The sequence below is a fragment of the Mameliella sp. AT18 genome (assembly GCF_028807275.1).
Taxonomy (GTDB): Bacteria; Pseudomonadota; Alphaproteobacteria; order Rhodobacterales; family Rhodobacteraceae; genus Antarctobacter; species Antarctobacter albus.
In genome coordinates this window covers 1-24,542 of the sequence record NZ_JARAMO010000071.1, presented here as the reverse complement: position 1 = coordinate 24,542, position 24,542 = coordinate 1, and the positions used below count along the sequence as shown (strand labels likewise).

General features: G+C 65.6%; 24 protein-coding genes and 2 pseudogenes. 7 read left to right on the top strand and 19 right to left on the bottom strand.

Annotated elements, in window-relative coordinates:
* Positions 1–83: 83 nt before the first annotated feature.
* Positions 84–717, bottom strand: a pseudogene (locus PVW46_RS09175) (IS5 family transposase).
* Between the two features lie 63 nt (positions 718–780).
* Between PVW46_RS09175 and PVW46_RS09170 the strand changes: the two are divergent.
* Positions 781–1,590, top strand: a pseudogene (locus PVW46_RS09170) (MFS transporter); the annotation flags it as partial.
* A gap of 14 nt (positions 1,591–1,604) precedes the next feature.
* On the opposite strand, the gene PVW46_RS09165 reads toward PVW46_RS09170, so the two are convergent.
* Positions 1,605–2,276: a DUF6064 family protein gene (locus PVW46_RS09165; protein ID WP_069211269.1), complete on the bottom strand. Its 672-nt coding sequence runs from the start codon at positions 2,274–2,276 to the stop codon at positions 1,605–1,607.
* Between the two features lie 217 nt (positions 2,277–2,493).
* On the opposite strand from PVW46_RS09165, the gene PVW46_RS09160 reads away from it, so the two are divergent.
* The gene (locus PVW46_RS09160; protein WP_317629184.1) at positions 2,494–2,979 is read left to right on the top strand and encodes a YqaA family protein; all 486 of its coding nucleotides are present in this window, start codon (positions 2,494–2,496) and stop codon (positions 2,977–2,979) included.
* 491 nt (positions 2,980–3,470) lie between these two features.
* Here PVW46_RS09160 and PVW46_RS09155 read toward each other — a convergent pair whose 3' ends face one another.
* The 9 genes from PVW46_RS09155 to PVW46_RS09115 all read right to left on the bottom strand — a co-directional run bounded on the left by PVW46_RS09155 (position 3,471) and on the right by PVW46_RS09115 (position 11,785).
* Positions 3,471–4,691 (bottom strand): permease, encoded by a 1,221-nt coding sequence (locus PVW46_RS09155; protein WP_069211270.1) that lies wholly within the window; start codon positions 4,689–4,691, stop codon positions 3,471–3,473.
* A 325-nt stretch (positions 4,692–5,016) separates the two neighbouring features.
* Positions 5,017–5,340: a DUF6455 family protein gene (locus PVW46_RS09150; protein ID WP_274575702.1), complete on the bottom strand. Its 324-nt coding sequence runs from the start codon at positions 5,338–5,340 to the stop codon at positions 5,017–5,019.
* Positions 5,341–5,473: 133 nt separating this feature from the next.
* Positions 5,474–5,668, bottom strand: coding sequence for a heavy-metal-associated domain-containing protein (locus PVW46_RS09145; RefSeq protein WP_069211272.1), 195 nt, complete (start codon positions 5,666–5,668; stop codon positions 5,474–5,476).
* A gap of 59 nt (positions 5,669–5,727) precedes the next feature.
* Complete coding sequence (locus PVW46_RS09140; RefSeq protein ID WP_069211273.1) at positions 5,728–8,064, bottom strand: heavy metal translocating P-type ATPase; 2,337 nt, start codon at positions 8,062–8,064, stop codon at positions 5,728–5,730.
* A gap of 70 nt (positions 8,065–8,134) precedes the next feature.
* Positions 8,135–9,460 (bottom strand): APC family permease, encoded by a 1,326-nt coding sequence (locus PVW46_RS09135; protein ID WP_069211274.1) that lies wholly within the window; start codon positions 9,458–9,460, stop codon positions 8,135–8,137.
* Positions 9,457–10,182 carry a TVP38/TMEM64 family protein gene (locus PVW46_RS09130; protein ID WP_052244595.1) on the bottom strand — a complete coding sequence of 242 codons (726 nt, stop codon included), beginning with the start codon at positions 10,180–10,182 and terminating at the stop codon, positions 9,457–9,459. Before PVW46_RS09130 ends, PVW46_RS09135 begins: the two co-directional genes overlap by 4 nt.
* Position 10,183: 1 nt before the next feature.
* Complete coding sequence (locus tag PVW46_RS09125) at positions 10,184–10,615, bottom strand: rhodanese-like domain-containing protein (protein ID WP_274575699.1); 432 nt, start codon at positions 10,613–10,615, stop codon at positions 10,184–10,186.
* A gap of 53 nt (positions 10,616–10,668) precedes the next feature.
* A complete protein-coding gene (locus PVW46_RS09120) occupies positions 10,669–11,055 on the bottom strand; it encodes a DUF302 domain-containing protein (RefSeq protein WP_043143828.1) in 387 nt (128 codons plus the stop codon).
* An 82-nt stretch (positions 11,056–11,137) separates the two neighbouring features.
* Positions 11,138–11,785 carry an EF-hand domain-containing protein gene (locus tag PVW46_RS09115; protein WP_274575698.1) on the bottom strand — a complete coding sequence of 216 codons (648 nt, stop codon included), beginning with the start codon at positions 11,783–11,785 and terminating at the stop codon, positions 11,138–11,140.
* 173 nt (positions 11,786–11,958) lie between these two features.
* Here PVW46_RS09115 and PVW46_RS09110 point away from each other — a divergent pair, with 173 nt between their 5' ends.
* From PVW46_RS09110 to PVW46_RS09090, 5 genes are all read left to right on the top strand, one after another.
* A complete protein-coding gene (locus PVW46_RS09110) occupies positions 11,959–12,681 on the top strand; it encodes a response regulator (protein WP_043143826.1) in 723 nt (240 codons plus the stop codon).
* Positions 12,678–14,189, top strand: a complete 1,512-nt coding sequence (locus PVW46_RS09105; RefSeq protein WP_069211275.1) for an ATP-binding protein — start codon at positions 12,678–12,680, stop codon at positions 14,187–14,189. Before PVW46_RS09110 ends, PVW46_RS09105 begins: the two co-directional genes overlap by 4 nt.
* Before the next feature lie 40 nt (positions 14,190–14,229).
* Positions 14,230–14,415, top strand: coding sequence for an SHOCT domain-containing protein (locus PVW46_RS09100; RefSeq protein WP_232786406.1), 186 nt, complete (start codon positions 14,230–14,232; stop codon positions 14,413–14,415).
* A 279-nt stretch (positions 14,416–14,694) separates the two neighbouring features.
* Positions 14,695–15,150, top strand: coding sequence for a c-type cytochrome (locus tag PVW46_RS09095; RefSeq protein ID WP_069211298.1), 456 nt, complete (start codon positions 14,695–14,697; stop codon positions 15,148–15,150).
* Positions 15,151–15,281: 131 nt separating this feature from the next.
* Positions 15,282–15,722 carry a c-type cytochrome gene (locus PVW46_RS09090; protein ID WP_223306234.1) on the top strand — a complete coding sequence of 147 codons (441 nt, stop codon included), beginning with the start codon at positions 15,282–15,284 and terminating at the stop codon, positions 15,720–15,722.
* A 134-nt stretch (positions 15,723–15,856) separates the two neighbouring features.
* Here PVW46_RS09090 and PVW46_RS09085 read toward each other — a convergent pair whose 3' ends face one another.
* The 8 genes from PVW46_RS09085 to PVW46_RS09050 all read right to left on the bottom strand — a co-directional run bounded on the left by PVW46_RS09085 (position 15,857) and on the right by PVW46_RS09050 (position 23,633).
* Positions 15,857–16,156 carry a copper-binding protein gene (locus PVW46_RS09085; RefSeq protein ID WP_043143825.1) on the bottom strand — a complete coding sequence of 100 codons (300 nt, stop codon included), beginning with the start codon at positions 16,154–16,156 and terminating at the stop codon, positions 15,857–15,859.
* Between the two features lie 59 nt (positions 16,157–16,215).
* Positions 16,216–17,568: a multicopper oxidase family protein gene (locus PVW46_RS09080; protein ID WP_043143824.1), complete on the bottom strand. Its 1,353-nt coding sequence runs from the start codon at positions 17,566–17,568 to the stop codon at positions 16,216–16,218.
* Positions 17,565–18,956 (bottom strand): TolC family protein, encoded by a 1,392-nt coding sequence (locus tag PVW46_RS09075; protein WP_043143822.1) that lies wholly within the window; start codon positions 18,954–18,956, stop codon positions 17,565–17,567. Before PVW46_RS09075 ends, PVW46_RS09080 begins: the two co-directional genes overlap by 4 nt.
* Before the next feature lie 276 nt (positions 18,957–19,232).
* On the bottom strand, positions 19,233–19,658 hold the full coding sequence (locus tag PVW46_RS09070) for a hypothetical protein (RefSeq protein WP_043143821.1): 426 nt from the start codon (positions 19,656–19,658) through the stop codon (positions 19,233–19,235).
* Between the two features lie 416 nt (positions 19,659–20,074).
* The gene (gene cueR / locus PVW46_RS09065; protein ID WP_043143819.1) at positions 20,075–20,539 is read right to left on the bottom strand and encodes a Cu(I)-responsive transcriptional regulator; all 465 of its coding nucleotides are present in this window, start codon (positions 20,537–20,539) and stop codon (positions 20,075–20,077) included.
* Positions 20,536–20,817 carry a glutaredoxin family protein gene (locus PVW46_RS09060; RefSeq protein ID WP_069211276.1) on the bottom strand — a complete coding sequence of 94 codons (282 nt, stop codon included), beginning with the start codon at positions 20,815–20,817 and terminating at the stop codon, positions 20,536–20,538. The genes cueR and PVW46_RS09060 overlap by 4 nt, the downstream gene beginning before the upstream one ends.
* 65 nt (positions 20,818–20,882) lie before the next feature.
* Positions 20,883–23,411 (bottom strand): heavy metal translocating P-type ATPase, encoded by a 2,529-nt coding sequence (locus PVW46_RS09055; RefSeq protein ID WP_069211277.1) that lies wholly within the window; start codon positions 23,409–23,411, stop codon positions 20,883–20,885.
* Between the two features lie 99 nt (positions 23,412–23,510).
* Positions 23,511–23,633, bottom strand: coding sequence for a hypothetical protein (locus PVW46_RS09050; protein WP_274575691.1), 123 nt, complete (start codon positions 23,631–23,633; stop codon positions 23,511–23,513).
* Between the last annotated feature and the right edge of the window lie 909 nt (positions 23,634–24,542).

Genomic DNA, 24,542 nt, shown 5'->3' with positions numbered 1-24,542 from the left:
GCCCGAGATCGTCACCGCGCCGGTCGGGGGGCTCTGTTGCACAAATCTGCTGATGGCCGGGGTTGCCCTTTCCCCGGACGGACTTATCCCACGGGCTCTGTGACAGGGATGCCGAGCGCGGTGTAGCCGTTCAGGACGGCGATGCGGACCTGAAGCTCGGCGACCTGGCGGTCGAAGTCCCGTGCCATGAGGCGCTGCCCCAGCAGCTTCACACAGTGCATCTTCGTCTCGACGCGGCTTCGGCGGTGGTATCCGCTCCATCGTCGCCACAGGGCGCGGCCGAGGTATTTTGATGCGCGCAGGGCCTCGTTTCGGGCGACCGCGCCAGCGGTGACGGTCTTCCATGGCTTGGCGTTCTTGCGGGGCGGGATGACGGCGTGGGCGCCGCGGTCAGCGATGGCATCGTGGCATTTGCGTGTGTCGTAGGCCCCATCTGCCGTGACGCTGCCGATTTCCTGGTCCGCCGGGATCTGGCCGAGCAAGTCTGGCAAAACCGGTCGTCTGCCGAAGCGCCATGCCGAACAGCACCTTCATCGAAAGGCACGTCTGGATGGCGGCATCGCTGTAGGTCTGCTGGCGGCCACGCCTGCCAGTCGGCGCAGCGTCCCAGCTCATCTCGGGGTCGAACCAGATCGTCAGCGAGCCCCGGCGCTTGAGCGCTTCGTTATAGGCTGGCCAGTTCCTGGTCTTGTAGGTCGGTGGTGTCGGTCTGCTCATGCATCCCAGCTACCACGCTGGATTCATGAGATGAATCCCACACGGGATTTGTGCAACAGAGCCACGGTGGCGGGCTTCGCGGCCTCCGCGCTGCTGGTCGTATCGGTCCTGCTGCCCAGCCCGAAGCCGTCCGAGCCGCGCGGCATCTATGACCGGACAACGCGCGGCATTCGCATCTACCTGGCCACGCCGCGCCTGCGCGGGCTGCTGGCACTGAACCTCGCGGCCCCGTCGGCGGGCGCGATGGTGCTGGTCAACACCGTGGTGATGGTGCGCGGATCGCTCTCCCTGCCGGAAAGCGCGCTGGCCTGGACCATGTTCGCCTTCGGGGCCGGGTCCATGTTGACGGCACTGGCCCTGCCTCGCATCCTCGACCGGACCGCCGACCGGCCGGTGATGCTGGCGGGCGCGATGCTGATGGTGGCCACGTTGTTGGGGCTGGCCGCGACTGTGTCCCTGTCTGGCCTCGTCTGGCCCCTGCTTCTGGGGGCTTGGCTGCTGGTGGGCCTGGGATATTCGGCGGTGCTGACGCCCTCGGGCAGGTTGCTGCGGCGCTCATCTCAACCCGAGGATCGCCCGGCGGTCTTCGCGGCCCAGTTCGCCCTGTCGCACGCCTGCTGGCTGGTCACCTACCCGCTGTCGGGCTGGCTCACGACGCAATTCGGAACGGTTGCGGCCCTGGTCATCCTCGCCGGGCTTGCTGCCCTCGGTGCGGCTGTCGCACTGCGGATCTGGCCGAAGGACGACCCCGAGGTGCTGGAGCACACGCACGAGAACCTGCCCCTGGACCACCCGCACCTGAAGGGCCACCGCCGGCATGCGCATACCTTCGTCGTCGATGACCAGCATCCCCGATGGGCGTCGCAGCTCTGACCCCGCTGGTCGATCTAAACCGCATCCGCCGCGACGTGCCGGGCGAAGCGCAGGCCCGACAGCCGGCCCACGGCAAACAGCACAAGTAGCGCCAGCGTTGCCAGCAGGGCGAAGTCCTGCGGCACGCCAAGGAAGATCGCGGCGCTTCCCCCGACGGCGGCCCACAGGCCCGGCACGATCAGCAGCCAGCCCGCGACGCGCCAGGTGCCGGTCAGCAGGACACCGACGGTGAAGATCGTCGTCGGGCAGGGTGCGACACCGAAGACGGGCATCTCCGGCCAGCCGTGCCCGGCCAGCCGGCCCCAGAGCGGGTAGAGCACCGTCGCGAACGGGACCAGCAGAAGTCCGACGCCCGAGCGGGCGTCCGCCTCGGCCGCGTAGCGGAACGCCGGGTTCCGCGCCGGCAGGACGACCAGCAGCATCGCCTGAAGCACGAAGACCGCGGTGAAGAGCGTGGCGGCGGGGTTGATCTCGCGGAAGAACATCCAGTGATAGCCAACCCCGTTCACCGCCCACATCGCGGCCAGAGTGCCGGAGACGATCAGCGTTGCCCCCCGGCCGGGCCGGAAAATCAGCGCCGCGCACAGGGCGGCGAGGAAGTGGAACAGTAGCGCCAGCGGCCAGACGGCAGCGTTGTATTGGCCGAAGAGGGCGAAGAAGGCGTCCTGGGTGAATGGCAGATCCATGACGAGACATCCTTTCCGAGGTCGGGTCAGACGACGGGATGAAATGCACGATTCGTGCGCGATCCGCGTTGACCCTCGTCAAAGCCGGGCGGGGTATCCGCAAAGCGAACACAGGCTCGAACCGTGTCGGATGCCTGATCGTGATCGGTAGACCCGCTCGAGCAGGAGGGGCGGCAAGCGAGTTTGCGCTGCATTCGGTTTCAAGGTCGGCTATCACGTGCGTGATTTCGCCAGCGAGATGCAGGCGATCGATTTTCGCTCTGCCGGACCGTGCCCCTTGGCCTATCTCACTCTCTTCGTGTCAGCGCTCGTCGCCGCGACGCTTCTGCCGATGCAGTCGGAGGCCCTGTTGGCCTACCAGCTGACCAACCCCGTTCTGTCGATCGGCCTGCTGTTGGGGGTGGCCACGCTGGGCAACGTGCTGGGATCCACGGTCAACTGGGTCTGCGGCCGCTTCCTGCGGCAGTTCCAGGGTCGTCGCTGGTTCCCGGTGTCCCCGGCGGCGCTGGCCCGGGCCGAGGGGCGGTATCATCGCTATGGGCGGTGGAGCCTGCTGGCCAGCTGGATGCCGGTGATCGGCGACCCGCTGACGGTGGTCGCTGGCGTCATGAGGGAGCCACTGGCAAGTTTCCTTGTCATCGTGACCATCGCCAAGTTTGCTCGATACCTGGTGGTGGCCGGGCTAACGTTGGCCTGGCTGTGACCTCTTAAGGGGGTGTACCGGACTGGCAGCGTTCAGAAACGGTTGGCCCGCATCGGCAACTGTCGTCGGCGATAGGCAGACGGGCGTGCCCGTGAGCGTTCGGGCGATGCGCGTCATCCGCTGAAACATGCTCCTCCGGAGAGCAGAGTGTCCTCATGAGCTAGCCCTCACCAGGAAAGCCGAAGGGGCCGGGCCACGCATCTGATCGACGTGCAGGCCCTGAGTGGGGTGCTGTAGTGTGATCCCGAGATCGGGCGCGAGGGGCGTCGAGAAATCGCGATACACTCTCACGGCCCAGAAATTACGACCGAAGTGACGTGAGCATCGTGATGTCTCGGTTACCGCTCCCGGATGGATGCTTGCGTCGAGCCGAGTTCAATCCGGGGGCAGCAAAGCCATCCTTTGCCTTGTTAAGCGCGATCGCGAGAATGCCTGTCCAAGGCGAGACGGTGGGGAACCGGCTCGACGGACACAGTCCCATTTAGCGTGTATCACGCGGTCCCGCCGTGCAGGGCGAGGGCCAGGAGGCCGGTTGCGAGAACCGCCATCGCAACGAGCGCGGCGCCACGCTTGAGGGGGCCGTCTCCCTCCATTTCATCGTGCATGTGGCCGTGCTGTCGCGTGTGACCGATGAAGAGCCACACCAGCACCGCCGCAACCCCGACGAAGACAAGGTTCATCCAGAACGTGTAGTCCATCTTGAATTGCACGACGTCGGTCACAGCCTTGCCGCTCTCCGGCACGAGGCCCACGAGGTCGAAGCCGCCCGTCAGGATCAACGCCGTTGCAACGATGCTCACGTACATGACGGCCGCGATATACAGCGCCACGCGCAGGCCGTAATACTTGGCGTTGACCGCGACGAGCGGCGGAACCATCAAGTCCGAGTAGATGAAGCCCATGATCCCCGCGAACAGCACGCCGTTCGCGTTCAGGACCGTCGCGAGGGGAATGTTCCCCATGGAACCGATGAAGGTGGCTGCGGCGACGAAGGGTCCGACCATCGCGTTTTCCAGCGCGATCACCCAGCCGGGCAGCTCATCCTGGAACCCGGTCAGGAAGATGGCCGCCCACCACTCCGCCGGGACGAGCACGGCGACGAAGCCAGCGATGGTGAAACCGATCAGGATTTCCTTCCAGACCATCTGCCAGTCGTGGACGAAGTTCATACCGACCATATGCCAGCCTTCCTTCGACGCGATGCGCTCGCGCCAGTCGAAATCGTTTTCCTCTGCGCTGGCTTCCTCTTCGACCTTTTCGCGCGCCTCCTTGAGCCAGTTGCGCGGATAGGTCAGCCGGATCAACACGCTCGAGATCAGGATCAGGATGAGGCCACCGATGATCTCGGCCAGCAGGTACTGCCATCCGAGGAAGATCAGGATCAGGATGCCCAGTTCGATCACCAGGTTGGTCGACGCAAACATGAAGGCGACGGCCGCGACGAAATGCGCGCCCTTGAGAACGAGAGAGCGCGCCGTCGCCAGGGCCGCGAAAGAGCAAGACGACGAGGCCGCGCCGAAGACCGTGGCGAGCGCGACCGAGCGCGGGTCAGCGCCGCCCATGAAGCGCGTGAGCTTTGCCTTTGGCACGAAGGCCTGGATCATGGCGCTGACGAAGTAGCCCAGTACGAAGGCCCAGCCGGATTTCCAGAAGAAACCGAAGGACGTCTTTGTGGCCTCTGCCCAGGTCGCGAAAAAGCTGCCGTCGAACATCTGTCCTCTCGCTGTGTTGGATGCAGAACCAACGACCGGGGGCCACGGCAGTTCCAGACCGGATTGGCCCGGTTGCGTCGCGGCCCAGGTTCGGCTTGCCTGACGGCGCGCGAAATCCAGGCGTCGGGCGACCGCGGGGCGGGCACGTGTTCGGAAATCCGCGGGTCCATTCGTGGCCCGTCCGAACGACGGCGGCGCCCGTGCCGCGGCCGTTCGGGCTTGGCCGGATCGCGGAGCTTGCATCACGGATGCAAGACTGCGTTCGGACCGGTATTCCGCAAGGCAACATCGGCAGGCGCCTCAGCCATTTGCCGACAGGCGCCGGCTATCGCACCGTCTTGAGCCGCTCGAAGATCTCGCGGTTGACGCAGAACTGCGGAACTGTCGCTGCATCCGCGGCTCGGTTTGCGGCACCTGTCACCCAGGTCAGGCACTCGGCCGCACGGTTACACTTGTGACAGTTGATCATGCTGTCCCGGATGTCGCTTTCCAGACTGTCGGACAAACGCCGTTTCGGGAGGTCGATACCCGAAACACGCATCATTCTGCGCCTCAGGTAGATGCGTGTCTGGAACGCATCCAGCCCGGGGCCGGGTTGTCTTGTGGCCAAGATACACGCCACTCCATCTAACCTGCTCGACGCCCACATGCGCCTGGCGTGCAAGCCTGTCAATGATCTCGCGCAACACCCGGGACGGTCGGATCTGGAAAATGTGCATTGCGATGCATCATGGCGCCGCCGGGCGATGGTCATCACGGATCCGAGCGCCTGTTGGCCGTTGTCAGGCAGGTGACGCCGGATAGCCCGCGCCTTCCAAGGCGGCCTGCACATCGGCCGGATCGAGTGACGAGATGATCTTGACGGTCCGCGTCTCCAGGTCCGTCGTGACCACTGCCTTGGTGTCGACTGCCCCGAGCGCCTTTTCGATGGTGGCCGTGCAGTGGCCGCAGCTCATGTCGGGAACATGGAATTTCATGACGTTTTCTCCTTGTTCATGGATTTGGGTGTCAGCCCGGGATCCTGTATCTTGCCGCATCACAGCGTCACGCGGCGCAGGCGCAAGGCGTTCGAGATCACGGAGACGGACGACAGGCTCATTGCCGCCGCCGCGATCATCGGCGACAGCAGCAGGCCGACCGCCGGGTAGAGAACGCCCGCCGCGATGGGTACGCCAACAGCATTGTAACCGAAGGCGAAGAGCAGGTTCTGCCGGATGTTCGTTAGCGTCGCGGTCGCGAGTTTCCTTGCCCGCACCAGCCCGACCAGGTCGCCGCGCATCAGGGTGATCCCTGCGCTCTCGACGGCGACGTCTGCCCCGGTGCTCATGGCGATGCCGACATCGGCCGCGGCCAGCGCGGGGGCGTCGTTGACGCCGTCGCCCGCCATGGCGACGAAGGCGCCCTTGCGGTGCAGTTCCTCGACCAGCGTCTTCTTGTCCTCCGGCAGGACGCCGGCGCGCACCTCGTCGATGCCCAGCTTGCGCGCCACGGCCTCAGCGGTACGCTGGTTGTCGCCCGTCGCCATGATGATCGTCAGGCCCAGCGCGTGCAGGTCCCGGATCGCGCCCTCGGTGCTGTCCTTGATCGGGTCGGCCACGGCGACGATCCCGGCAAGGCGCCCGTCGACGGCCACGTGCATCGCGGTCTTGCCCTCGGTCCGCAGAGCGTCGGCGCGGGTTTCGGCTTCGTCCGTCGCGATGCCCAGATGCGCCATCATGCCACTGTTGCCGAGCGCCACGCTCTTTCCCTCGACCGTGCCCCGGACGCCCTTGCCGGTGACGGCGTCGAAATCCTCGGCGCGGCCGGGCGCCAGCCCGCGGTCCCGCGCGGCCTCGACAATGGCCTCGGCCAGCGGGTGCTCGGATCCGCGTTCGAGGGCGGCGGCCAGGGACAGCACGTCGTTCTCGTCGCATCCTTCCGCCGCGACCACGTCGGTCAGTTTCGGGCGGCCCTCGGTCAGCGTTCCGGTCTTGTCCACGATCACGGTGTCGACGCGCGCCATGCGCTCCAGCGCCTCGGCGTCCTTGATGAGGACGCCCGCCTGCGCGCCGCGTCCCGCAGCCGTGGTGATCGAGATCGGCGTCGCCAGCCCCAGCGCGCAGGGACAGGCAATGATCAGAACCGACACCCCCGCCGCGATGGCATAGGCAAGCGGCGGCTGCGGGCCGAAGAGCAGCCAGGCGAAGAAGGCGACGATGGCGACGGCGACCACAGTCGGCACGAAGATCGCCGAGACCCGGTCGGCCAGCCCCTGGATCGGCGCGCGCGACCGGCGGGCGCCGGCCACCATGTCGACGATCTGCGCCAGCACCGTGTCCGCGCCGACCTGCGTCGTGCGGATGGCCAGCGTGCCGTTCTTGTTGATCGTGCCGCCGGTCACGCGGTCGCCCTCGGTCTTTTCCACAGGAACAGGCTCGCCGGTGATCATGCTCTCGTCCACCGACGAGCGGCCCTCGACCACCTCGCCATCGACGGGCACGCTGTCGCCGGGGCGGACGCGCAGCAGGTCGCCCTCGACGATGTTTTCCAGCGGGGCGTCGTATTCGGATCCGTCCGGCAGGACGCGGCGGGCGGTCTTGGGGGCGAGGTCCATCAGCGCGCGGATCGCGTCACCGGTTCGTTCGCGGGCGCGCAGTTCCAGCACCTGCCCGACAAAGACCAAGGCGATAATGACGACCGCGGCCTCAAAGTAGGTGCCGACGCCGTCGCCCATGCGGTACTGCTCGGGGAACACCCCCGGTGCGAAGGTCGCGAAGAGCGAATAGATGTAGGCCGCACCCACGCCCAGCGAGATCAGCGTCCACATGTTGGGCGAGAGGTTGCGGATCGAGTCCCAGCCACGCTTGAAGAAAGGCTGCGCCGCCCAGAGCACGATCGGCGTGGCGAGGAGGAACTCCAGGTAGACCGAGAGCTGGTGACCGAGCCAACCGCGTAACGGCAGCCCGACCATTTCCCCCATCGTGAGGATGACCAGCGGCCCCGCCGCCGCCGTGCTAATCCACATCCGGCGGGTGAAATCGGTCAGTTCTTCGCTGGGCTCGTCGGAGGGCACCATGGGCTCCAGCGCCATGCCGCAGATCGGGCAGCTGCCCGGCTCGTCCCGCACGATCTCGGGGTGCATCGGGCAGGTCCATTGCGTGCCCGGCACGGCGTGCTGGCTGGCCTTCGCGGCGTTGCCGGAGGCGTAGAAGTACGGGTCGGCGTCGAATTTCATCTGGCAGCCCTCGGAGCAGAACCAGAACGTCTCGTTGCCGTAGTCGCGCGTCCGGGCGTCGTCGGCCTTTTCGACCGTCATGCCGCAGACCGGGTCTGTCCCCGTCTCGGCACCCAGTGTGACTTGGTGGTCGTGGTGGTGATGCGCATGGTCGGACATGAGTCTTCCCCTTTCGGGATGCAAGATAGGGCTTCCAGTCACGGGAGGGTCAAGGGCGACGGTGAGTGGTTCAGTCCGGGCCATGATGCACTTGGTCAGTCCCGCCTGACGGCGGGTTCAACCGCAGAAACACCGCCTCGAAAACGAAGACCGTGATCATCCCACCAACAGCCACAAGCACGATGACCGGATCGGCCTGCCATTTGAGAACCGCAAAAGTCCCCAGCACGACGGCATCCAGACCGATGGCGGTGAGCATGATCCAGCCGCGTGCGCCAATCTCGTCGCACATGCTTTTCCATACTCCCCAATGGATCAGCATGTCCATAACGAGGTAGAAGAACGCGCCAAGCGACGCGATCCGGCTGAGATCGAAGAACACCGTCAGGATGCCTGCGATCACGACGGTATAGACCAGCGTGTGGTCGGGGACCTTGCCCGGCATTCCGCAATGGCTGTGCGGGATCATCTGCATGTCGGTCAACATCGCCAGCATCCGTGACACGGCAAAGATGCTGGCGATCACGCCCGAGGCCGTGGCGACCAGGGCCAGCGCAACCGTCAGGTAGAACCCGGTCTGACCCAGCGCGGGTTCCGCGGCCTCGGCCAGCGCGTAGTCCTTTGCCGCGATGATCCGGTCGAGCGGCAGGCTGGAGCCCACGGCAAAGGCCACCAGCAGGTAGACCGCCACGCAGACCGCGATGGATATGACGATGGCGCGGCCGACATTGCGATGCGGATCGGTGATTTCCGCACCGCTGTTGGTGATCGTCGTGAAGCCCTTGAAGGCGAGGATCGACAGCGCGATCGACGCGATGAAGCCGCCGATCCCCGTCTCCGACGCCTCGCCGGTCGCCACGAAGGACACGCCGCCGGCCCAGAGCGCCGCGATCCCGAACAGCGCGATGCCGCCGACCTTCACCACCGCCATGACCTGTGACAGCAGCCCGACGGACCGGTTACCGGACGCGTTGACGAGGTAGGCAAAGACAATCAGCGCGACACCGATCGCCGGGACGGGCCAGCCTCCGGGCTCCATCCCGAGACCGCGAAGCAGGTAGTTGGCAAAGGTTCGCGCCACGAGGCTCTCGTTAATGACCATCGACAGCGCCATCAGCAATGCCGCGCCCGCGGCGACCGCCGTCGGACCGTAGGCCTTTTTCAGGATCATCCCGATGCCGCCAGCCGAGGGATAGGCGTTCGACATCTTGACGTAGGTGTAGGCGCTGAACGCCGTCACCACGGCACCGGCGATGAAAGCCATCGGGAACAGGGGTCCCGCAAGCTCCGCGATCTGCCCGGTCAGCGCGAAGATCCCTGCGCCGATCATGACGCCGGTGCCCATCGCCACGGCATCGGCCAGGGTCAGGCTGTTCTTCTTGTAGTCGGAACTCATGTTCGGTCTCGCGTGCGGCCGTGGCCAGGCTTGATCTGGTCATCGGGCTTGCCGCGATGGAGCGCGAGGACGACCAGCGGGAGCGCCGTCACTAGCCCGAGGCCCAGGACGATCCACTCGGCATTACCGAAATCGCCCTCCATGGCGATATGCCCGAAATGCGCCAGCACGAAGCTTGCGGGCAGGATCCCGGCGAAGGTGGCAAGGGAGAACCGCCAGAAATGCAGGCGGCTGAGACCGGCGGCGTAACTCATCGCGTCGAACGACACGAAAGGCAGCAGGCGGCTGACGAACAGGGTCAGTGTCAGCGCGTTCTGCGAGCCGAGCAACCCGTAATCGGCCTTGTCTCCCAGAAGGCGCTCGACAGGCCCACGCCCCAAGCCTCTTGCGATCAGAAATGCCGTGACCGCCCCGATCTCGGAGCCGACGGCGACGTAGGCCGCCCCGGCATAGTGGCCATAGGCTGCCCCGGCCGCCAAAGCGATCGGCGCGCTCGGGACGGGGCTGGCCACGACCGCAACGGTCATCAGCGCGATCACGGCGAGCGGTCCCCACGCACCGGCGGCGTCCACCCATCTTTCGACATTCTGGCTGTCAATGTCGCGCGGCACCCAGTCCATCCCCCAGGCCAGGGCCAGCAAGAGGACGACCAGTACAGCGACCGACAGCCCTGCATGGCGCTGCCAGGCTGTCGCGGCCGTGATGGTTTGGCCTTTCGGCATTTCAGGCGAGGTCGTTCGGGAGGAACGCCAGCGCGGTTTCGACCGGCACCACCGGCAGCCCCTTCGCCAGCCAGCCGGGGCCGTGGCGCGATCCGAGCATCCCTTCGGAGATGTCGGCAAAGCCCGGGTATCCGGCCTGCCTCAGCGCATCGAGCAACGCGGCCGAACGCCCGCCCGTCGCGCAGATCAGGCCCACCGTGCGGTCCCCGGCCAAGTCCCTGGCCGCAAACAGCCTGTCGGCAAACCTGTCCTCGTGCATACTGATCGGCCAGATCCCCGCGCCGACGCCGGTTTCCAGCCATTCCTCGCGCGACCGCACGTCGATCAGGCGCGCGGTATCGGCCTGCAGGGCATCATGGGCTTCTCTTGCCGACCATATCGAGCGGGTCTGTGCAGCGACGCGCGTCGCCAGCAGCGCGAAAGGCCCGCTCACCAGGCCCGCAATCAGCAAGCGTCTTTGTCGGAAACCTGTCAATCTCCCGGTCCTCAGGCGGCGTCGACGGCACGCTTGAGCATGTCGCGGACCTCGCCCGCCACCTCGTGCAGCTTGGCGTTCTCGACCGCGGACATCGAGGCCACGGGGTCGATCGCACTCACCTCGGTGCCGCCCTCGACGCTGCGCAGGATCACGTTGCAGGGCAGCATGGCGCCGATCCGCGGCTCGAGGCCGATGGCCTCCCAAGCCATTTTCGGGTTGCAGGCCCCGAGGATGGTGTAGCCGTCCATGTCGGCGTCGATCTTCTGTTTCATCGTCGCCTTGACGTCGATCTCGGTCAGCACGCCGAAGCCATGTTCCTTCAGCGCCTCGCGTACGCGACGATCCGCCTCTTCGAGCGTCGTATCGGCCAGCAAACGGTCATGGGTGTAGGACAATGTCACTTCCTCTTGTTTTGGATGATCGAAGCGGGCCGAAGGTCTCTCCGGCCCGGTGTCGGGGCATCGCGTCGGCCGGCGATCAGTTGCCTTGCCGCCCCTGCATTCCGGGGCGCACGTCATCCATCATGTGTCCCTGGCCGGGGCGCACGCCCTCTGCGCCGGGCATCATCCGGCCGGGACCATAGCCATCGTGGTCCATCATCCGGTCGCGCCACGACTGCATGTGGTCCATCAGTGCCGCGGGCGCCTGCATTTCCTCTTCGGTGATATGACCGTCGCCATCCGCATCCAGATACTGGAAACGGTCGACCATCGACTCGCGGATCAGGGCGCTGTGCAGCGCTTCGAACTCGTCGATCGAGAGCCACCCGTCGCCATTGGCGTCGTATTCCGTGCGGAGCCCGTCCAGCCCGCTGCGAACCTCCTCGGGCGTGACGGTGCCATCTCCGTCTTCGTCCAGCATCCTTCCGAGACCGCCGTACATTCCGCCCATCATGGGCATACGGCCCATCATCGGCAGGTCGCTGCCCATCATGCCCGTGCCCGGAATGCCGCCGTAGGCACCCATCATGCCGTGGCCGCGCATCATCATCTGCATCATGTCCTGCCCGCCGTGCCAGTCGTGGTGGCCGCGACCGTTCCGTTCGCCGTCTCCGTGCGCGATGGCCGCCCCCGCGGTGGCCGCGACAACCAGCGCCGACAGCGCCATTCTTGCTTGCATCTTCATCTCGCGAGTCCTCCAGGTTGCTTCGCAGGAAGTATGTGGGAAATTACAGCGCAATTCGAAACCACCGTCATGTGGGGATTTGTATCCACGTGTCGCAGGACCGCGCCTTGATACAAACGGCGACAAAGCGGCCGCTGACGCCGTGCGCGCGCTTCGAATAGACTGGCGAAACCATGGCCGAGACACCACACATCCTCGTGGTCGACGACCACCGCCAGATCCGGGAGTCGGTGACACGCTTCCTGGAAATGAACGGCATGCGCGCCACCGCCGCCAAGGATGCCGTCGAAATGGATTCCTGCCTTGCCGACGGACATTACGACCTGCTGGTGCTCGACGTGATGATGCCGGGCGAAGACGGCCTTTCCGTGTGCCAGAGGTTGTCGGCCGACCGCAAGCTGCCGATCATCATGCTGACGGCTCTGGGACAGGAGACCGACCGGATCGTCGGGCTGGAGATCGGAGCCGACGACTACCTGCCCAAGCCGTTCAACCCGCGTGAACTGCTGGCAAGGATACGGGCCGTTCTCAGGCGGGCGCCGGCCGGCGAGGTGCATGCGGGTGCCTTCACGGGCAACCGGGTGCGTTTCGCCGGGCTGGTGCTGGAGACCGACACGCATGTGGTCGAAGGACCTGACATCGGGCGGATCTCCCTGACCACGGCCGATTTCCGCCTGCTGATCGTGCTGCTGGAACGGCCGCGCCGGGTGCTGAGCCGGGATCAGCTGATGGACCTCACGTCCGGCCGGGAGGCCGGCCCGCTGGACCGGACCATCGACAACCAGATCAGCCGGTTGCGGCGCAAGCTGGAACCCGGCCAGACGCAGGCGCGGATCATCACCACGGTGCGCAACGGCGGTTATTGCCTCGCCGCGGACGTGGAGGTGGTCGATTGACGCGTGTCTTCGGCAGTCTTCGGGCGCAACTGATCCTGCTGATCGTCGGTGCGCTGATCGTCGCGCAGACGATCAGCCTGTTTCTTTTCGTGGACGAACGCAGCCTTGCCATCCGCGCCGCTCTCGGCTTCGAGGCAGCGGGGCGGGCCGCCAATGTTGCCCGGCTGCTCGAGGAGGCGCCGCAGGATCTCCAGGCGTCGATCTTGCGGGCGGCGAACTCGCCGCTCGTCCGGTTCGAGCTCTCGGACGCACCGAATGTAACAGAGCCCGACCATCATCACGCGGCACATATCGAGGCGCGGGTTCGCGCGCTACTGGGCGACGGTTACAGCGGTGACATCCGGGTCAATCTCCGGGAAATCGAGACGCCGGTCCTGCCACTGCCGAACCTTTCGCCGGAGATGGCCGAGATGCACCGTTCGATGATGCAGAGCCAGATGGCGGCGGTCGAGATGACGCTCTCCATTGCATTGGCAGGCGGGCAATGGCTCAACGTCGGGACGCGTTTCGAACGCCCGCCGCTGCAGTGGCCGGTCCTTTCGACCTTCACCTTCGCATTGACAGCGGCGCTCATCCTCGTGTCCGTGTGCTGGTTCCTTTTGACCCGCCTGACCGGTCCCCTGCGCCGCCTGTCTGGCGCCGCCGACCGTCTCGGGCGCGGCGAGGATGCAGTCCCCTTGCCAGAGGTCGGTCCGACCGAGGTCGAAGACCTGACGCGCGCCTTCAACCGCATGCAGGACCGCCTCACCCGCTTCGTGGCCGACAGAACGCGCGTTCTGGCTGCCGTTGGGCACGATCTACGCTCGCCGCTGACGGCCCTGCGTGTCCGGGCGGAACTGGTAGAGGACGAAGAGACCCGCGAAAGCCTCATCGAGTCCATCGAGGAAATGCAGGTCATGGCCGAGGCGACGCTGAATTTTGCCGAAGACCTGACCAGCGCCGAAGAACCGCAAACGGTCGAGATCGGCGGATTTCTCGCGGCGCTGGCCGAGGACATGGTCGAACCGGTCGACCTGGCGGGCGGCGATCCGCTGCGCGTCCGTGTCCGGCCCGTCGCCTTCCGGCGTGCGATCCGGAACCTCGTGGAGAACGCGCTGCGCTACGGTGGCAGCGCCACTATCGACTGGCGGCTGGAGGGCGAAAACCTCGTGATTTCCATTCTCGACACCGGCCCCGGCATTCCGGCCGGCAAGCTGGAACAGGTCTTCGACCCGTTCTTTCGTCTCGAAGAATCTCGATCGCTCGAAACCGGGGGTCACGGGTTGGGACTGTCCATCGCGCGGTCCATCGTCCGCGCACACGGTGGAGAGATCCACCTCGAGAACCGGCAACAAGGCGGACTTGCTGCCCACGTGCAGGTTCCCGTCGCCAGCCCGTTCCGGGCCAGGAAACCAAGTGACGAAAAGGAGACCGAATATGCTGCGCACAATCCTGACGACGAGCCTGGCAGCGACGCTGCCGGTCGCCGCACTCGCGGCTGCAAACGACGACTGGCTAGGGAGGTATGATCACATGATGTGGGGCGGCTACGGTTTCTTCGGAGGGTTCATGATGCTTCTGTTCTGGGGGCTCGTCATCGCCGCGATCTTCGTCGTGGTGAAATGGCTTTCCGACAACCAGACCGGCAGCCACCGAGGCAAGCGCGACGCCATGGACATTCTGCGCGAACGCTTCGCCGCCGGCGAAATCGAAGAGGAAGAGTTCGAACGCCGGAAGAAGGCCCTGGAGCGGTAGTTGGGGAACCGGCAGGAGCGCCGAAGGCTCGATAAACCTCCGCTTGACAGCCGCGGGAAGCTCCGAAGGCTGGCGGGGGATACATACCGATACAAAACTCACCGAGTTGTCAGGTTGCTGGATCCGCTCGTCCCGTTAAAACGGTAATCGAGATGTAGCATATGAAGGTGCGCAGAAGGCTGGTGACTCGATAACGGCAGCCAGCCGAAACGGAAGGTAGATTCCGCCGCCTCCGTGACGAGAGGCAGGAAAGACCAAGGGCAATAACGGGGCAGTATGATGAACAAGAACCTGGCACTCATCTCCGGGGTGCTCTTCGCCGTGGTCGCGGTCGTCGGTTGGCTGGTCCTGAGCCCCAGAGACGATGCGAGGACGTCCGCGGACGGGCAGGACCCGTCTTCGATCCCGCAGGGCGCGCCGATCGTTCAGGTCCAACTCCCCGACTCGTTCTCGCCTGAAGCCCAGATGGGCAAGCGAGGGTTCGAGGCGAAGTGCGTGGACTGCCACGGCGAGAACGGGGCGGGGCGCAATGGGATCGCGCCGCCGCTTGTCCACAAGATCTACGAGCCCAGCCATCACGGCGACGCGTCGTTCCTGCTCGCGGCCCAGAACGGCGTCCGGTCTCACCACTGGAATTTCGGCAACATGCCACCGGTCGATGGTGTCACGCGCGCCGACGTCATCGCGATCACGACCTACGTCCGGGAACTGCAAAGGGCGAACGGGATCAATTGAGACCTTCTATTTGGGGGCCTTTGGATCGGGACGCAGGTCCCGCGGGGGGGGCGGGCCCTGGCATTAGAGCGGCCCAGACGTCGCTCTCGAGTATGGAACTCCACAATGAACAGAACGAGGAAAACGAAACCATGAGCATGAAGAAGACTGCACTTGCCTTGTCCATGATCGCCCTCGGCACGGCTGCGCTTGCGCACAGCGGGGTCACCAACAAGGATGTCATGGCCCGCATGATGGTGATGTCCACCATCAGCGATCAGATGAAGCTGATTGGCAGCATGGCCAAGGGCGAGGCCGATTTCGATGCTGAGGCAGTGAACTCGGCGCTGATCGAGATCGCCGCACAGTCGGCCCAGATCCCCTCAATGTTCGAGACCAAGGCGCTTGACCCGAAGTCGGAGGCACTTCCCTCCATCTGGACCGAGTTCGACAGCTTTACACAGCGCGCTAGGGAAACGGAGGCCGTGGCGGAACGCCTTGCGGGGACGGTGACAGGTCCGGATGATCTCGGCCCGGTGCTCCACCAGGTCGGTGAGACCTGCAAGTCCTGCCACTCGACCTTCCGGAAATGAGGTGACGAGGGACACCTCGGTTTCTGACTGACCGGATATGGCGCGCCGCACCGGCGCACGACGAATGAAAGACGGCGCGGATCTGCCCGCGCCGTCCTGCCTTCACTGCCTGATTTATGCCTGACCGGCGCGGCTCACCGAATCTGGATCTCGGTCACGGTCAGCTTGCCGTTCACCCGGTCGGCCGCGAAGTCGACGGACTGTCCCTCGGCCAGCCCTTCCAGCATCGTCGGGTCGGAAAGGTCGAAGACCATCTTCATGGCCGGCATGTCGAGGTTTTCCAGCGGGCCGTGGTCGATGGTGATCTTCTTCCATTTCAGGTCGATCTTGGTGATCGTCCCCTGGCTCATCGGCATCGCGCCGTTGTGGGCGGTCTCCGCCAGCGCGGCACCGGCGGTGACGAGGGCGACGGCAAGGGCGAGAAGGGTTTTCATTGCATGTGTCCTTTCGTGACGATTTGGCGCCCGGCGAACCGGTGCGCCGGGGGTGAAGTTCAACTATGGTCGAGGTGGCTGCGCGGGGTCAGCAAGGTTGCAGGACTGGTGCTGCGGGCGTGCTCGGGTAATTCTCCAGTCCATTCCCACGCCTGCGTGCCCGGCGGGTTCACGTACCAGCCGGGATCGGCGTAGTCGTCTGGCGCGATGCCCTCGCGCACCTTGACGACCGAGAACATGCCACCCATTTCCAGCGGCCCGTAGGGGCCCCAGCCGGTCATCATGGGGATGGTGTTGTCGGGCAGTTCCATCGACATCTCGCCCATGTCCGCCATGCCGGCGGTGCCCATCGGCATGTAGCCGGGCTGATGCTGGCGGATCATTCGGGTCAGCTTGCGCTTGTCCGCGCCGATGTAAGTCGGCAGGTCATGGCCCATCGCGTTCATGGTGTGGTGCGACTTGTGGCAGTGGATCGCCCAGTCGCCCTCGTGGATCGCGTCGAACTCGTAGGCCCGCATGGCGCCCACGGGGATGTCGATCGACACCTCGGGCCAGCGGGCGCTCTTGGGCACCCAGCCGCCGTCGGTGCAGGTCACCTCGAAGTCGTAGCCATGCATGTGGATCGGATGGTTGGTCATCGTCAGGTTGCCGACGCGCACCCGAACCCGGTCGCCCTTGCTGACCACCAGGGGATCTATGTCGGGGAAGATCCGGCTGTTCCAGGTCCACATGTTGAAGTTGGTCATCTCGGCGACCTTGGGAATGTAGGTCCCCGGGTCGATGTCGTAGGCCGCCAGAAGAAAGGCAAAGTCCCGGTCGACGGGCATGAAGGCCGGGTCGCGCGGGTGCACGATGAAGAGGCCCATCATCCCCATGGCCATCTGCACCATCTCGTCGGCGTGCGGGTGGTACATGAAGGTGCCGGATTTCGTCAGGTCGAACTCGTAGACGAAGGTCTTGCCGGGCGGAATCGCCGGGTGCGACAGGCCGCCAACGCCGTCCATGCCGGACGGGAGGATCAGACCGTGCCAATGCACCGAGGTGTGCTCGGGCAGGCGGTTGGTGACGTAGATGCGGACACGCTCGCCCTCGACCGCCTCGATGGTCGGGCCGGTCGACTGGCCGTTGTAACCCCAGAGCCGTGCCATCATTCCGTCGGCCATGATGCGTTCCACCGGCTCGGCAACGAGATGAAACTCCTTGACGGTGCCGTTCATCCGCCACGGCAGCGACCAGCCGTTCAGGGTGACCACGGGGTTGTAGTCCGGGCCTGAACCAGGCCGGGGCGGCACCTGCGTACGCGGGTCGTCGGTCATGGCTGCCTCGGGCAGGTCGCGAAAGCGGGTCTCGGCGGCGGCGGCGGATGCCAGCACGGCGCCCGCACCCGCGGTCAGTAGTTGCCTGCGGTTCATTCGTCTCCTCCTTTTGGGTTGCCGCCCCAGATCACGGCGGTGAGGTCGGCCTCGGCGCGCCAGTAGTCGGCCTTGGCCTCGGCAGTGGAAAGCTGCGCATCCAGCCCCTCACGGGCATCGGCGATCAGGTCGAAGGTCGAGGTGAGCATGCCGTTGTAGGTGCGCAGCGCCTCTTCGTCGATCACGCGGCGCAAGGGCAGAACCTCGTCGCGCCAGTGCCGCGCAATGCGGTACTGGCCGGTCACCGCGGCATGGGCCGATCGTGCCTCTGAGCGGGCGTTGATCGCCTGCTGCGCCAGCCGATGCGCGGCGCGCATGTATTCCAGCTCTCCCTTGCGCGCGGCCAGCTTGCCGGTGTCGTAGAGCGGGATCTCGAAACCGACCTCGACGACTCGGGCGCGCACGGCCTCGTCCTCGCGTTCCACCTCGACGCCGGCCAAGATCTCGGCATCGCTCAGCATCCGCGTGCTGCCCGACAGGCGGTAGTGCTGAGCGATGGCCTGCAGCTCCAGCCGCCCGATGGCAAGGTCGACGCGGTGCTCCAGCGCCAGCCGCTCGGCATCGCTGCGGCCTGGTTGACGGCCGGGCAGGGCAGGCATGCGGTCAGGTACGTAGTAGGAGACGTCGGTGCCCCAGAGGCCCATCAGCCGCGTGAGCCTTTCCTTGGCCAGCTGCGCCTCGAGCCGCGCATCTGCGCGCTCGGCGGCCAGTTCGGCGGTAAAGACATGCTCGCGCGCCTGGTCGCCCCGGTTCATCGCGCCGGTCCGTCCCAGTTCCGCCGCCAGTTCCGAGGCCGCGTCCGCCGTGGCCTGCGTCTGCGCGATCAGTGCCGCCGCCTCGAAGGCCGCGACGGCGTCGATCCAGGCGCGGCGGGTCTCGGCGGCCAGCGCGACTGTCTCGCCCAGCGCCCTCAGCTGCGCCTGACGGAAGCGGGTTTCGGCCAGCGCCTTGCGTGGCTTCTGGGTGCTCAATTCGATCAGCGCCGCGGCGATCGTCGCCTCGGCCGAGCGGGTCAGCCCGGTCTGGCCCAGCGAGATGTTGAGCGTTGGCACGGGACCGAGGGCCACCTCCCAGAGCTCGGTCGCCGACAGGCCAAGACCTGCGTAGGCTGCCTGCAGCGCGCGGTTGTTCATAAGCGCGACCTGGACAGCCGTGTCAGGGCCGATGGTCTTGCCGTGCACCAGCCCGCGCACGCGCGCCTCGGTCGCGGCGATCTCGGCGGCAGAGCGCGCCCAGACGCTGTCCGCCCCGGTGGCCCGGCGGGTGCCGTCCGCAACAAAGGCGAAACCCGCCCTGGGGTCCGACGCCGTGCGTACCAGGTCGGTGTCTGCGCAGGCGGCCAGCAGCAGCGGCAGGATTAGCAGGGATTTCCGGCGGCGCCGCGTCATGTCGAGCCTCCCGGTGCCTGCGCGTCGTTCAACTCCCGCCAATCCATTGGTTCGGTTATCTCGCGGTGGGTGTAGACCACGGGCGGAGCCGATGGTGCCGGGGGGAAGAGCTCTGGGGCGGCGGCGCGGGTCAGAGGGCCCGCCGGGGGCAGCGCCGCAGGTTGCGTGCAGCCAGCGAGTAGGAGCGGCACAAGGGCCGCGATTTTCAAGTTCATCAGGGGTCTCCAGGAACGAATTTCGGTCCAACGCCTTCGTCGGCATCGGCTAGAACGAAATTCAGGCCCTGGGTGGTCGCCGCAGTCCGTTACGTCCAGTCAGGTCGGTGAGACCGGTTGCCGTCCATTCGGCAGAGATACCTGCGAAGCTTGCTTCGCTGGGTCCACTGTCGACGAAAAGCGGCACGTCGAAGATGCAGCCCTGGGAGCAACATGGAATGAACGCCACGCCGTCGTCCTCATCGGATGCCGGATTCGCAGGCAACAAATGATGCCCGTCGTGGCCATGCGTGCCGTGCAATTCGACGGGTGCGGACTGCTGCTGGCATGCGACGTGGTCGTCGAGTGCCATTGTCGCAATCGGAGCGATCGCGATCATCAGGCAAGTCAGGGCCAGAACCAGCGTCAGGAACAGTCGTCCACACATGAGCGAGAGCGTTGTATCAAGTCCCGCGCACTGACAAGTCACGACGTTGTCAACGAGCATGATTTTTTTAGTTGGTGCCCGCGTTGCGGTCCGATCTCGGTCTTGTCCGGCCGGGGACGTGCCACCCTGTATAGCATGCACGTCCCGGGACACGCAGACAGACAGGGTCATTGCGCACTACGCGTCCGCCAGCTGGATGACCCCCCGGGCGTCTGATCGAACGGTGCCGCTCCGGTTTCTCGATAGCGGCCCCGATTTTCGAAGTCCAAGAGGCTCGTCCAGCTGCAATCCTACGGACCAGGACGAGGATTGTCGTAGCCGTGACCGTGTTCGGATATGTCCGTCTTGGCCATCAGGCGCGCCGGCCAGCGTCGCTGCGACAACAAGATGTCTTGATCGTCTCAAAGGAGATACCGAGCGCCGGCACGCTGGCATGGATACCGGAATGCTCTGGACTTGGCGTACTTCAAGGCCACCTACCGCCGCAAAGCCCGCGTGGCCGGATCGACAGCACCGGCCCGGCTCTTCGGTTCTCGGCTTGTACCTGTCGGCTCGCTCTTTTCCAGATCGGCAATGATGGGGCAGTCCGGGCGATGATCGCCATGACAGGCATTTATCAGCGTCTCCAGCGTGCTGGACATGGCCTCGAGTTCCTCGATCTTGCGTCGCAGGTTGCTGAGGTGACCCTCAGCGAGTTGCCGGACATCGACGCTCCGCCGTGATCGATCGGTCCAGAGCCCGAGCAGCTCTCCGATCACCTCGACCGAGAAGCCGAGATCGCGAGCGCGCCGGACGAAACTCAGCATGTGAACGTCCTTTTCGCTGTAATCGCGGTAGCCGGAGTCGGTCCGCTGCGCTGCCGGGATCAGCCCGGTCTGTTCGTAATAGCGGATCATCTTGGCCGAAACGCCGGACTGTTTGGCTGCTTCTCCGATGTTCATGTCTGTGTCTCCTCAAAGCGGTTCAGGGCGGCTTCGATCTTCGGTTTCTTCGCGGCGAAGGTCCCATAGGTGAACCAGTTCCCGATCACCGTGACGGGCGCGACGCGCACGCCGTAGCGGGTCTTGGCCTCTTGCATGATCTCCGGGTCGGCGAGGTCGCGCTCTTGGTACGCGATGTCCTCCCGGTCGAGCCATGCCTTGAGTTGGCGGCAGTCGGGACAAGTCGGGGTGGTGTAAATGACGGCCACATTGGGGTTGGTCTGAGTCTGTGGTTGCATCGGTCGGTTCCTTCATTCTGCGTAAGTGAGTGCCCCGGACCAGGGTCGGTCCAGGGCACGTGTGGTCATTCTGCCGGAACGGCGGCTGACATGGCGGCCCGGATTTGGCTCGGCGCATCGGTGGGCGACGGCGCCGCGAAGCGCTTGAGCCGCAGCGCGTTGCCGAGGACGAACACGCTCGAAAGCGCCATGGCTCCCGCCGCGAAGACCGGCGACAAAAGGATGCCGAAGGCCGGGTAGAGCACGCCGGCCGCCACAGGGATCAGCGCGGTGTTGTAGGCAAAGGCCCAGAACAGGTTCTGCCGGATGTTGCCGATGGTCGCCTGGCTGAGCGCGATGGCGTTGGGGATGCCCTGCAGGCTGCCTGACATCAGCACCACGTCGGCGGCTTCGATGGCGACGTCCGTGCCGGTGCCGATGGCAAGGCCCACATCCGCCTCGGCCAGCGCCGGCGCGTCGTTGATGCCGTCGCCGACATAGGCCAGCCGTCCCAGCCCCTTCAACCGCTTCACCGCATCGACCTTGCCGTCTGGCAGCACCTCGGAGACCACCTCGTCGATCCCGAGCCGCCGGGCGATGGCGTCGGCCGTGCGGGCGTTGTCGCCGGTGATCATCGCGACCTTGAGGCCGAGATCATGCAGGGCCGCGATCGCCTCCGGCGTCGTCTCCTTGATCGGGTCGGCCACGGCGATGATCGCGGTGAGCCTGCCGTCGATGGCGGCGTAGAGCGGTGTCTTGCCATCGTCGCCGAGCCGCTCGGCCGCCCGGTCGAACGTGCCGGTGTCGAGGCCCAGCTTGCGCATGAACCGGTCGGCACCGATCTGGACGCGAGCGCCTGCAACCGTCGCCTCGACGCCGTAGCCGGTCACCGAGTTGAAGCCTTCGACCGCAGGCAACGTCAGCCCCTCGGCCTCCGCCGCCTCGACAATCGCGCGGGCAATGGGGTGTTCGGACAACGCCTCGACCGCCGCGACATGCGCGAGAACATCGTCCCGCTCAAAGCCGTCGGCCAGTTCGAGATCGGTCAGCGCCGGCTTGCCTTCGGTCAGCGTGCCGGTCTTGTCGAGGGCGACGACGCGGGTCTCCTTCAGCAGTTGCAGCGCCTCGCCCTTGCGGAACAGCACGCCCATCTCGGCACCCCGACCCGTCCCGACCATGATCGAGGTCGGCGTGGCCAGGCCCATGGCACAGGGGCAGGCGATGATCAGCACCGCGACCGCGTTGACGAGGCCGAAGGTCAGCGCCGGATCCGGACCCCAGATCAGCCAGACGCCGAAGGTCAGCGCCGCCAGCGTCATCACCGCCGGGACGAACCACATGGTGACACGGTCGACCAGCGCCTGGATCGGCAGTTTGGAGCCTTGGGCCGCCTCGACCATGCGGATGATCTGCGAAAGCATCGTATCACCACCCACAGCCGTCGCGCGGAAAGCCAGCGCGCCGTTCTGGTTGACGGTGCCGCCGACAACCTCCGCGCCGATACTCTTGGCAACCGGCACTGGCTCGCCGGTGATCATCGACTCGTCGACATAGCTCTCGCCCTCGACGACCTCGCCATCGACCGGCAGGCGGTCGCCGGGGCGCACCTCGACGATGTCGCCGGGAGCCACCTCGGCCACCGGGATTTCCAAGACCGATCCGTCGCGGCGCACCCGCGCAGTCTTGGCCTGAAGCCCGACGAGCCGCTTGATCGCTTCGGAGGTGCGGCCCTTGGCGCGGGCCTCGAGGTGGCGGCCCAGCAGGATGAGCGTGACGATCACCGCCGCGGCCTCATAGTAGACGTTGACCGTGCCCGCGGGCAGCAGGCCCGGCGCAAAGGTCGCCACCACCGAGTAGAGATAGGCGGCGAGAGTGCCGACAGCGACGAGGCTATTCATGTCGGGTGCCCCGCGCAGGAGCGCGGGGATCCCCTTAGTGTAGAAACGCAGGCCCGGCACCGCCAGAACGAAGGTCGTCAGCGCGAATTGCAGAAGCCAACTGGTTCCGTGCCCGATGGTCGAGCCGACCAGCGCATGCATCCCGGGAATCACGTGGCTGCCCATCTCCAGCACGAAGACCGGCAAGGCGAAGGCGGCAGCCAGGCCGAGGTCTCGCTTTAACAGCGCCTGCTCGGCATCCTTGCGGGCGGCCCTGGTCTCGTCCTCGTTTGTGTCCTGCCGCACCTCGCGCGCGGTGTAGCCGGTCTCTGCCACGGCGGCGATCAGGGCGGTGACATCCGCCGTGCCCTCCACCGTGGCCTGCTCGGTCGCGAGGTTCACGCGGGCGCCCGTCACGCCGGGCACGGCCAGCAAAGCCCGCTCGACACGGCCCACGCAGGAGGCACAGGTCATGCCGTCGACCGCCAGTTCGATGGTCTTTCCTGGCACCGTGTAGCCGGTCGTCTCGACGGCGCGGATCAGGGCGGGTTGCACCGAAGAGTCGGCGATGCGGACCTCGGCGCGCTCCGTAGCGAGATTGACGCTGGCCGACAGCACGCCGGGCACAGCCGAAAGGGCCTTCTCGACGCGGCCCACACAGGAGGCGCAGGTCATGCCCTCGATCGGGATCTGCACCGTCTCGGATGCTTGGGGCGGTATCTTTGTGTGAGCAGTCATGGCGTGTCCTTTCTCGTTCGAATCATGGCTCACAAGCTGAGATAAGGGTTCCAACGATTGGAAGGTCAAGCGAGAGCGCATGTTCCTTTCTCTGGTCCGTCAATGGGTCGGACGCCGGTTGACCGGTGTTCGCGGTTCCTGGACCTGCCGCCCGGTCCCCGCGATCACGCTTGTCGGCGAGATCAGCGCCGCGACGGCAACGCCTGCGATAAAGTGTGACATGCGCTGGGAGGCAGAGAGATTGACGGCCAGCATAGGGTCCTTCGAAGCCGTCGCATACTGCATGTCCATCGGCGGCGCGAACGCGCGTTATGGGAGTTCTGGTGCGACGTGGGCGGGGCTCCCCGTGGAGCGTCGTTTTCTGCGCGATTCTGGAGACATCGAGTTCAACTAGCCCGGCCTTTCCCGCCGATGGGTCTCTAGAGAGACAAATTCAGGCAAGGAGTGGAACTCGGACAATTGCACACGGTCACAAGTCATGGTGCCGAGAGACACCAAAGAAAGCGGGACGCCAACGACACCCTCAGTGCCGCAAGGTACCACGGTCAGTGGTAGATGTTGCGCCGAGGGATGCTGTGCGCTTTTTCGCGCCAACGTTGCTTAGGAAAGGCTGCAGGTCCAGGGACCCACCGATGCACGAAGTCCTAGAAATATCCGCATGCGCGATGGGGATGCCTCGGGGCGCCGGCATGGGAGGGGCATCAAACCTGCCGCTGTTGCGTCATCGCGGGTGTCGGACCTGCCAGCTACCTGCGCGACACTTGCATCAACCCTGCCTGACCCTTCCCTCTGCCCTGCGCAGACGGGCAAACGACCTGCATAACCCTTGCGCACGGCAGGGTCCGGGTGACTAATTCAAAGCTCAAAATAAGCAAAATCAAAGACCTAAGCAAATCCCTCGTTGCGACATCCTTGCCCTGCCGCCCAGGTACTTTTCAGCGCGAAAGTGAGTGAAAAACTCGCTCAGCTATGGCGCTGCGCCACAAGCTCTGGGCCGCTCACCAGAGCGTGTTCATGGTCTCGCGCTACCGATGCAGCGGCCAGCATGAAGGATCGCATCCAGCGACGCGTACAGCCAGCCTGGCGCGTATCCAAGACTGCATAGAGAGATCAGGGGTACGACAGCCGAGA

Bases quoted from the DNA above. Each gene is read 5' to 3' on its own strand.
- PVW46_RS09165 (WP_069211269.1), bottom strand. From the start codon at position 2,276: ATGGATCTGCCATTCACCCAGGACGCCTTCTTCGCCCTCTTCGGCCAA.
- PVW46_RS09145 (WP_069211272.1), bottom strand. From the start codon at position 5,668: ATGAAATTCCATGTTCCCGACATGAGCTGCGGCCACTGCACGGCCACC.
- PVW46_RS09095 (WP_069211298.1), top strand. From the start codon at position 14,695: ATGAACAAGAACCTGGCACTCATCTCCGGGGTGCTCTTCGCCGTGGTC.
- PVW46_RS09130 (WP_052244595.1), bottom strand. From the start codon at position 10,182: ATGCCGAAAGGCCAAACCATCACGGCCGCGACAGCCTGGCAGCGCCAT.
- PVW46_RS09085 (WP_043143825.1), bottom strand. From the start codon at position 16,156: ATGAAAACCCTTCTCGCCCTTGCCGTCGCCCTCGTCACCGCCGGTGCC.
- PVW46_RS09115 (WP_274575698.1), bottom strand. From the start codon at position 11,785: ATGAAGATGCAAGCAAGAATGGCGCTGTCGGCGCTGGTTGTCGCGGCC.
- PVW46_RS09135 (WP_069211274.1), bottom strand. From the start codon at position 9,460: ATGAGTTCCGACTACAAGAAGAACAGCCTGACCCTGGCCGATGCCGTG.
- PVW46_RS09080 (WP_043143824.1), bottom strand. From the start codon at position 17,568: ATGAACCGCAGGCAACTACTGACCGCGGGTGCGGGCGCCGTGCTGGCA.
- PVW46_RS09140 (WP_069211273.1), bottom strand. From the start codon at position 8,064: ATGTCCGACCATGCGCATCACCACCACGACCACCAAGTCACACTGGGT.
- PVW46_RS09100 (WP_232786406.1), top strand. From the start codon at position 14,230: ATGATGCTTCTGTTCTGGGGGCTCGTCATCGCCGCGATCTTCGTCGTG.
- PVW46_RS09050 (WP_274575691.1), bottom strand. From the start codon at position 23,633: ATGTCACACTTTATCGCAGGCGTTGCCGTCGCGGCGCTGATCTCGCCG.
- PVW46_RS09110 (WP_043143826.1), top strand. From the start codon at position 11,959: ATGGCCGAGACACCACACATCCTCGTGGTCGACGACCACCGCCAGATC.
- PVW46_RS09155 (WP_069211270.1), bottom strand. From the start codon at position 4,691: ATGTTCGACGGCAGCTTTTTCGCGACCTGGGCAGAGGCCACAAAGACG.
- PVW46_RS09060 (WP_069211276.1), bottom strand. From the start codon at position 20,817: ATGCAACCACAGACTCAGACCAACCCCAATGTGGCCGTCATTTACACC.
- PVW46_RS09090 (WP_223306234.1), top strand. From the start codon at position 15,282: ATGAGCATGAAGAAGACTGCACTTGCCTTGTCCATGATCGCCCTCGGC.
- cueR (WP_043143819.1), bottom strand. From the start codon at position 20,539: ATGAACATCGGAGAAGCAGCCAAACAGTCCGGCGTTTCGGCCAAGATG.
- PVW46_RS09150 (WP_274575702.1), bottom strand. From the start codon at position 5,340: ATGTGGGCGTCGAGCAGGTTAGATGGAGTGGCGTGTATCTTGGCCACA.
- PVW46_RS09075 (WP_043143822.1), bottom strand. From the start codon at position 18,956: ATGACGCGGCGCCGCCGGAAATCCCTGCTAATCCTGCCGCTGCTGCTG.
- PVW46_RS09055 (WP_069211277.1), bottom strand. From the start codon at position 23,411: ATGACTGCTCACACAAAGATACCGCCCCAAGCATCCGAGACGGTGCAG.
- PVW46_RS09070 (WP_043143821.1), bottom strand. From the start codon at position 19,658: ATGCTCGTTGACAACGTCGTGACTTGTCAGTGCGCGGGACTTGATACA.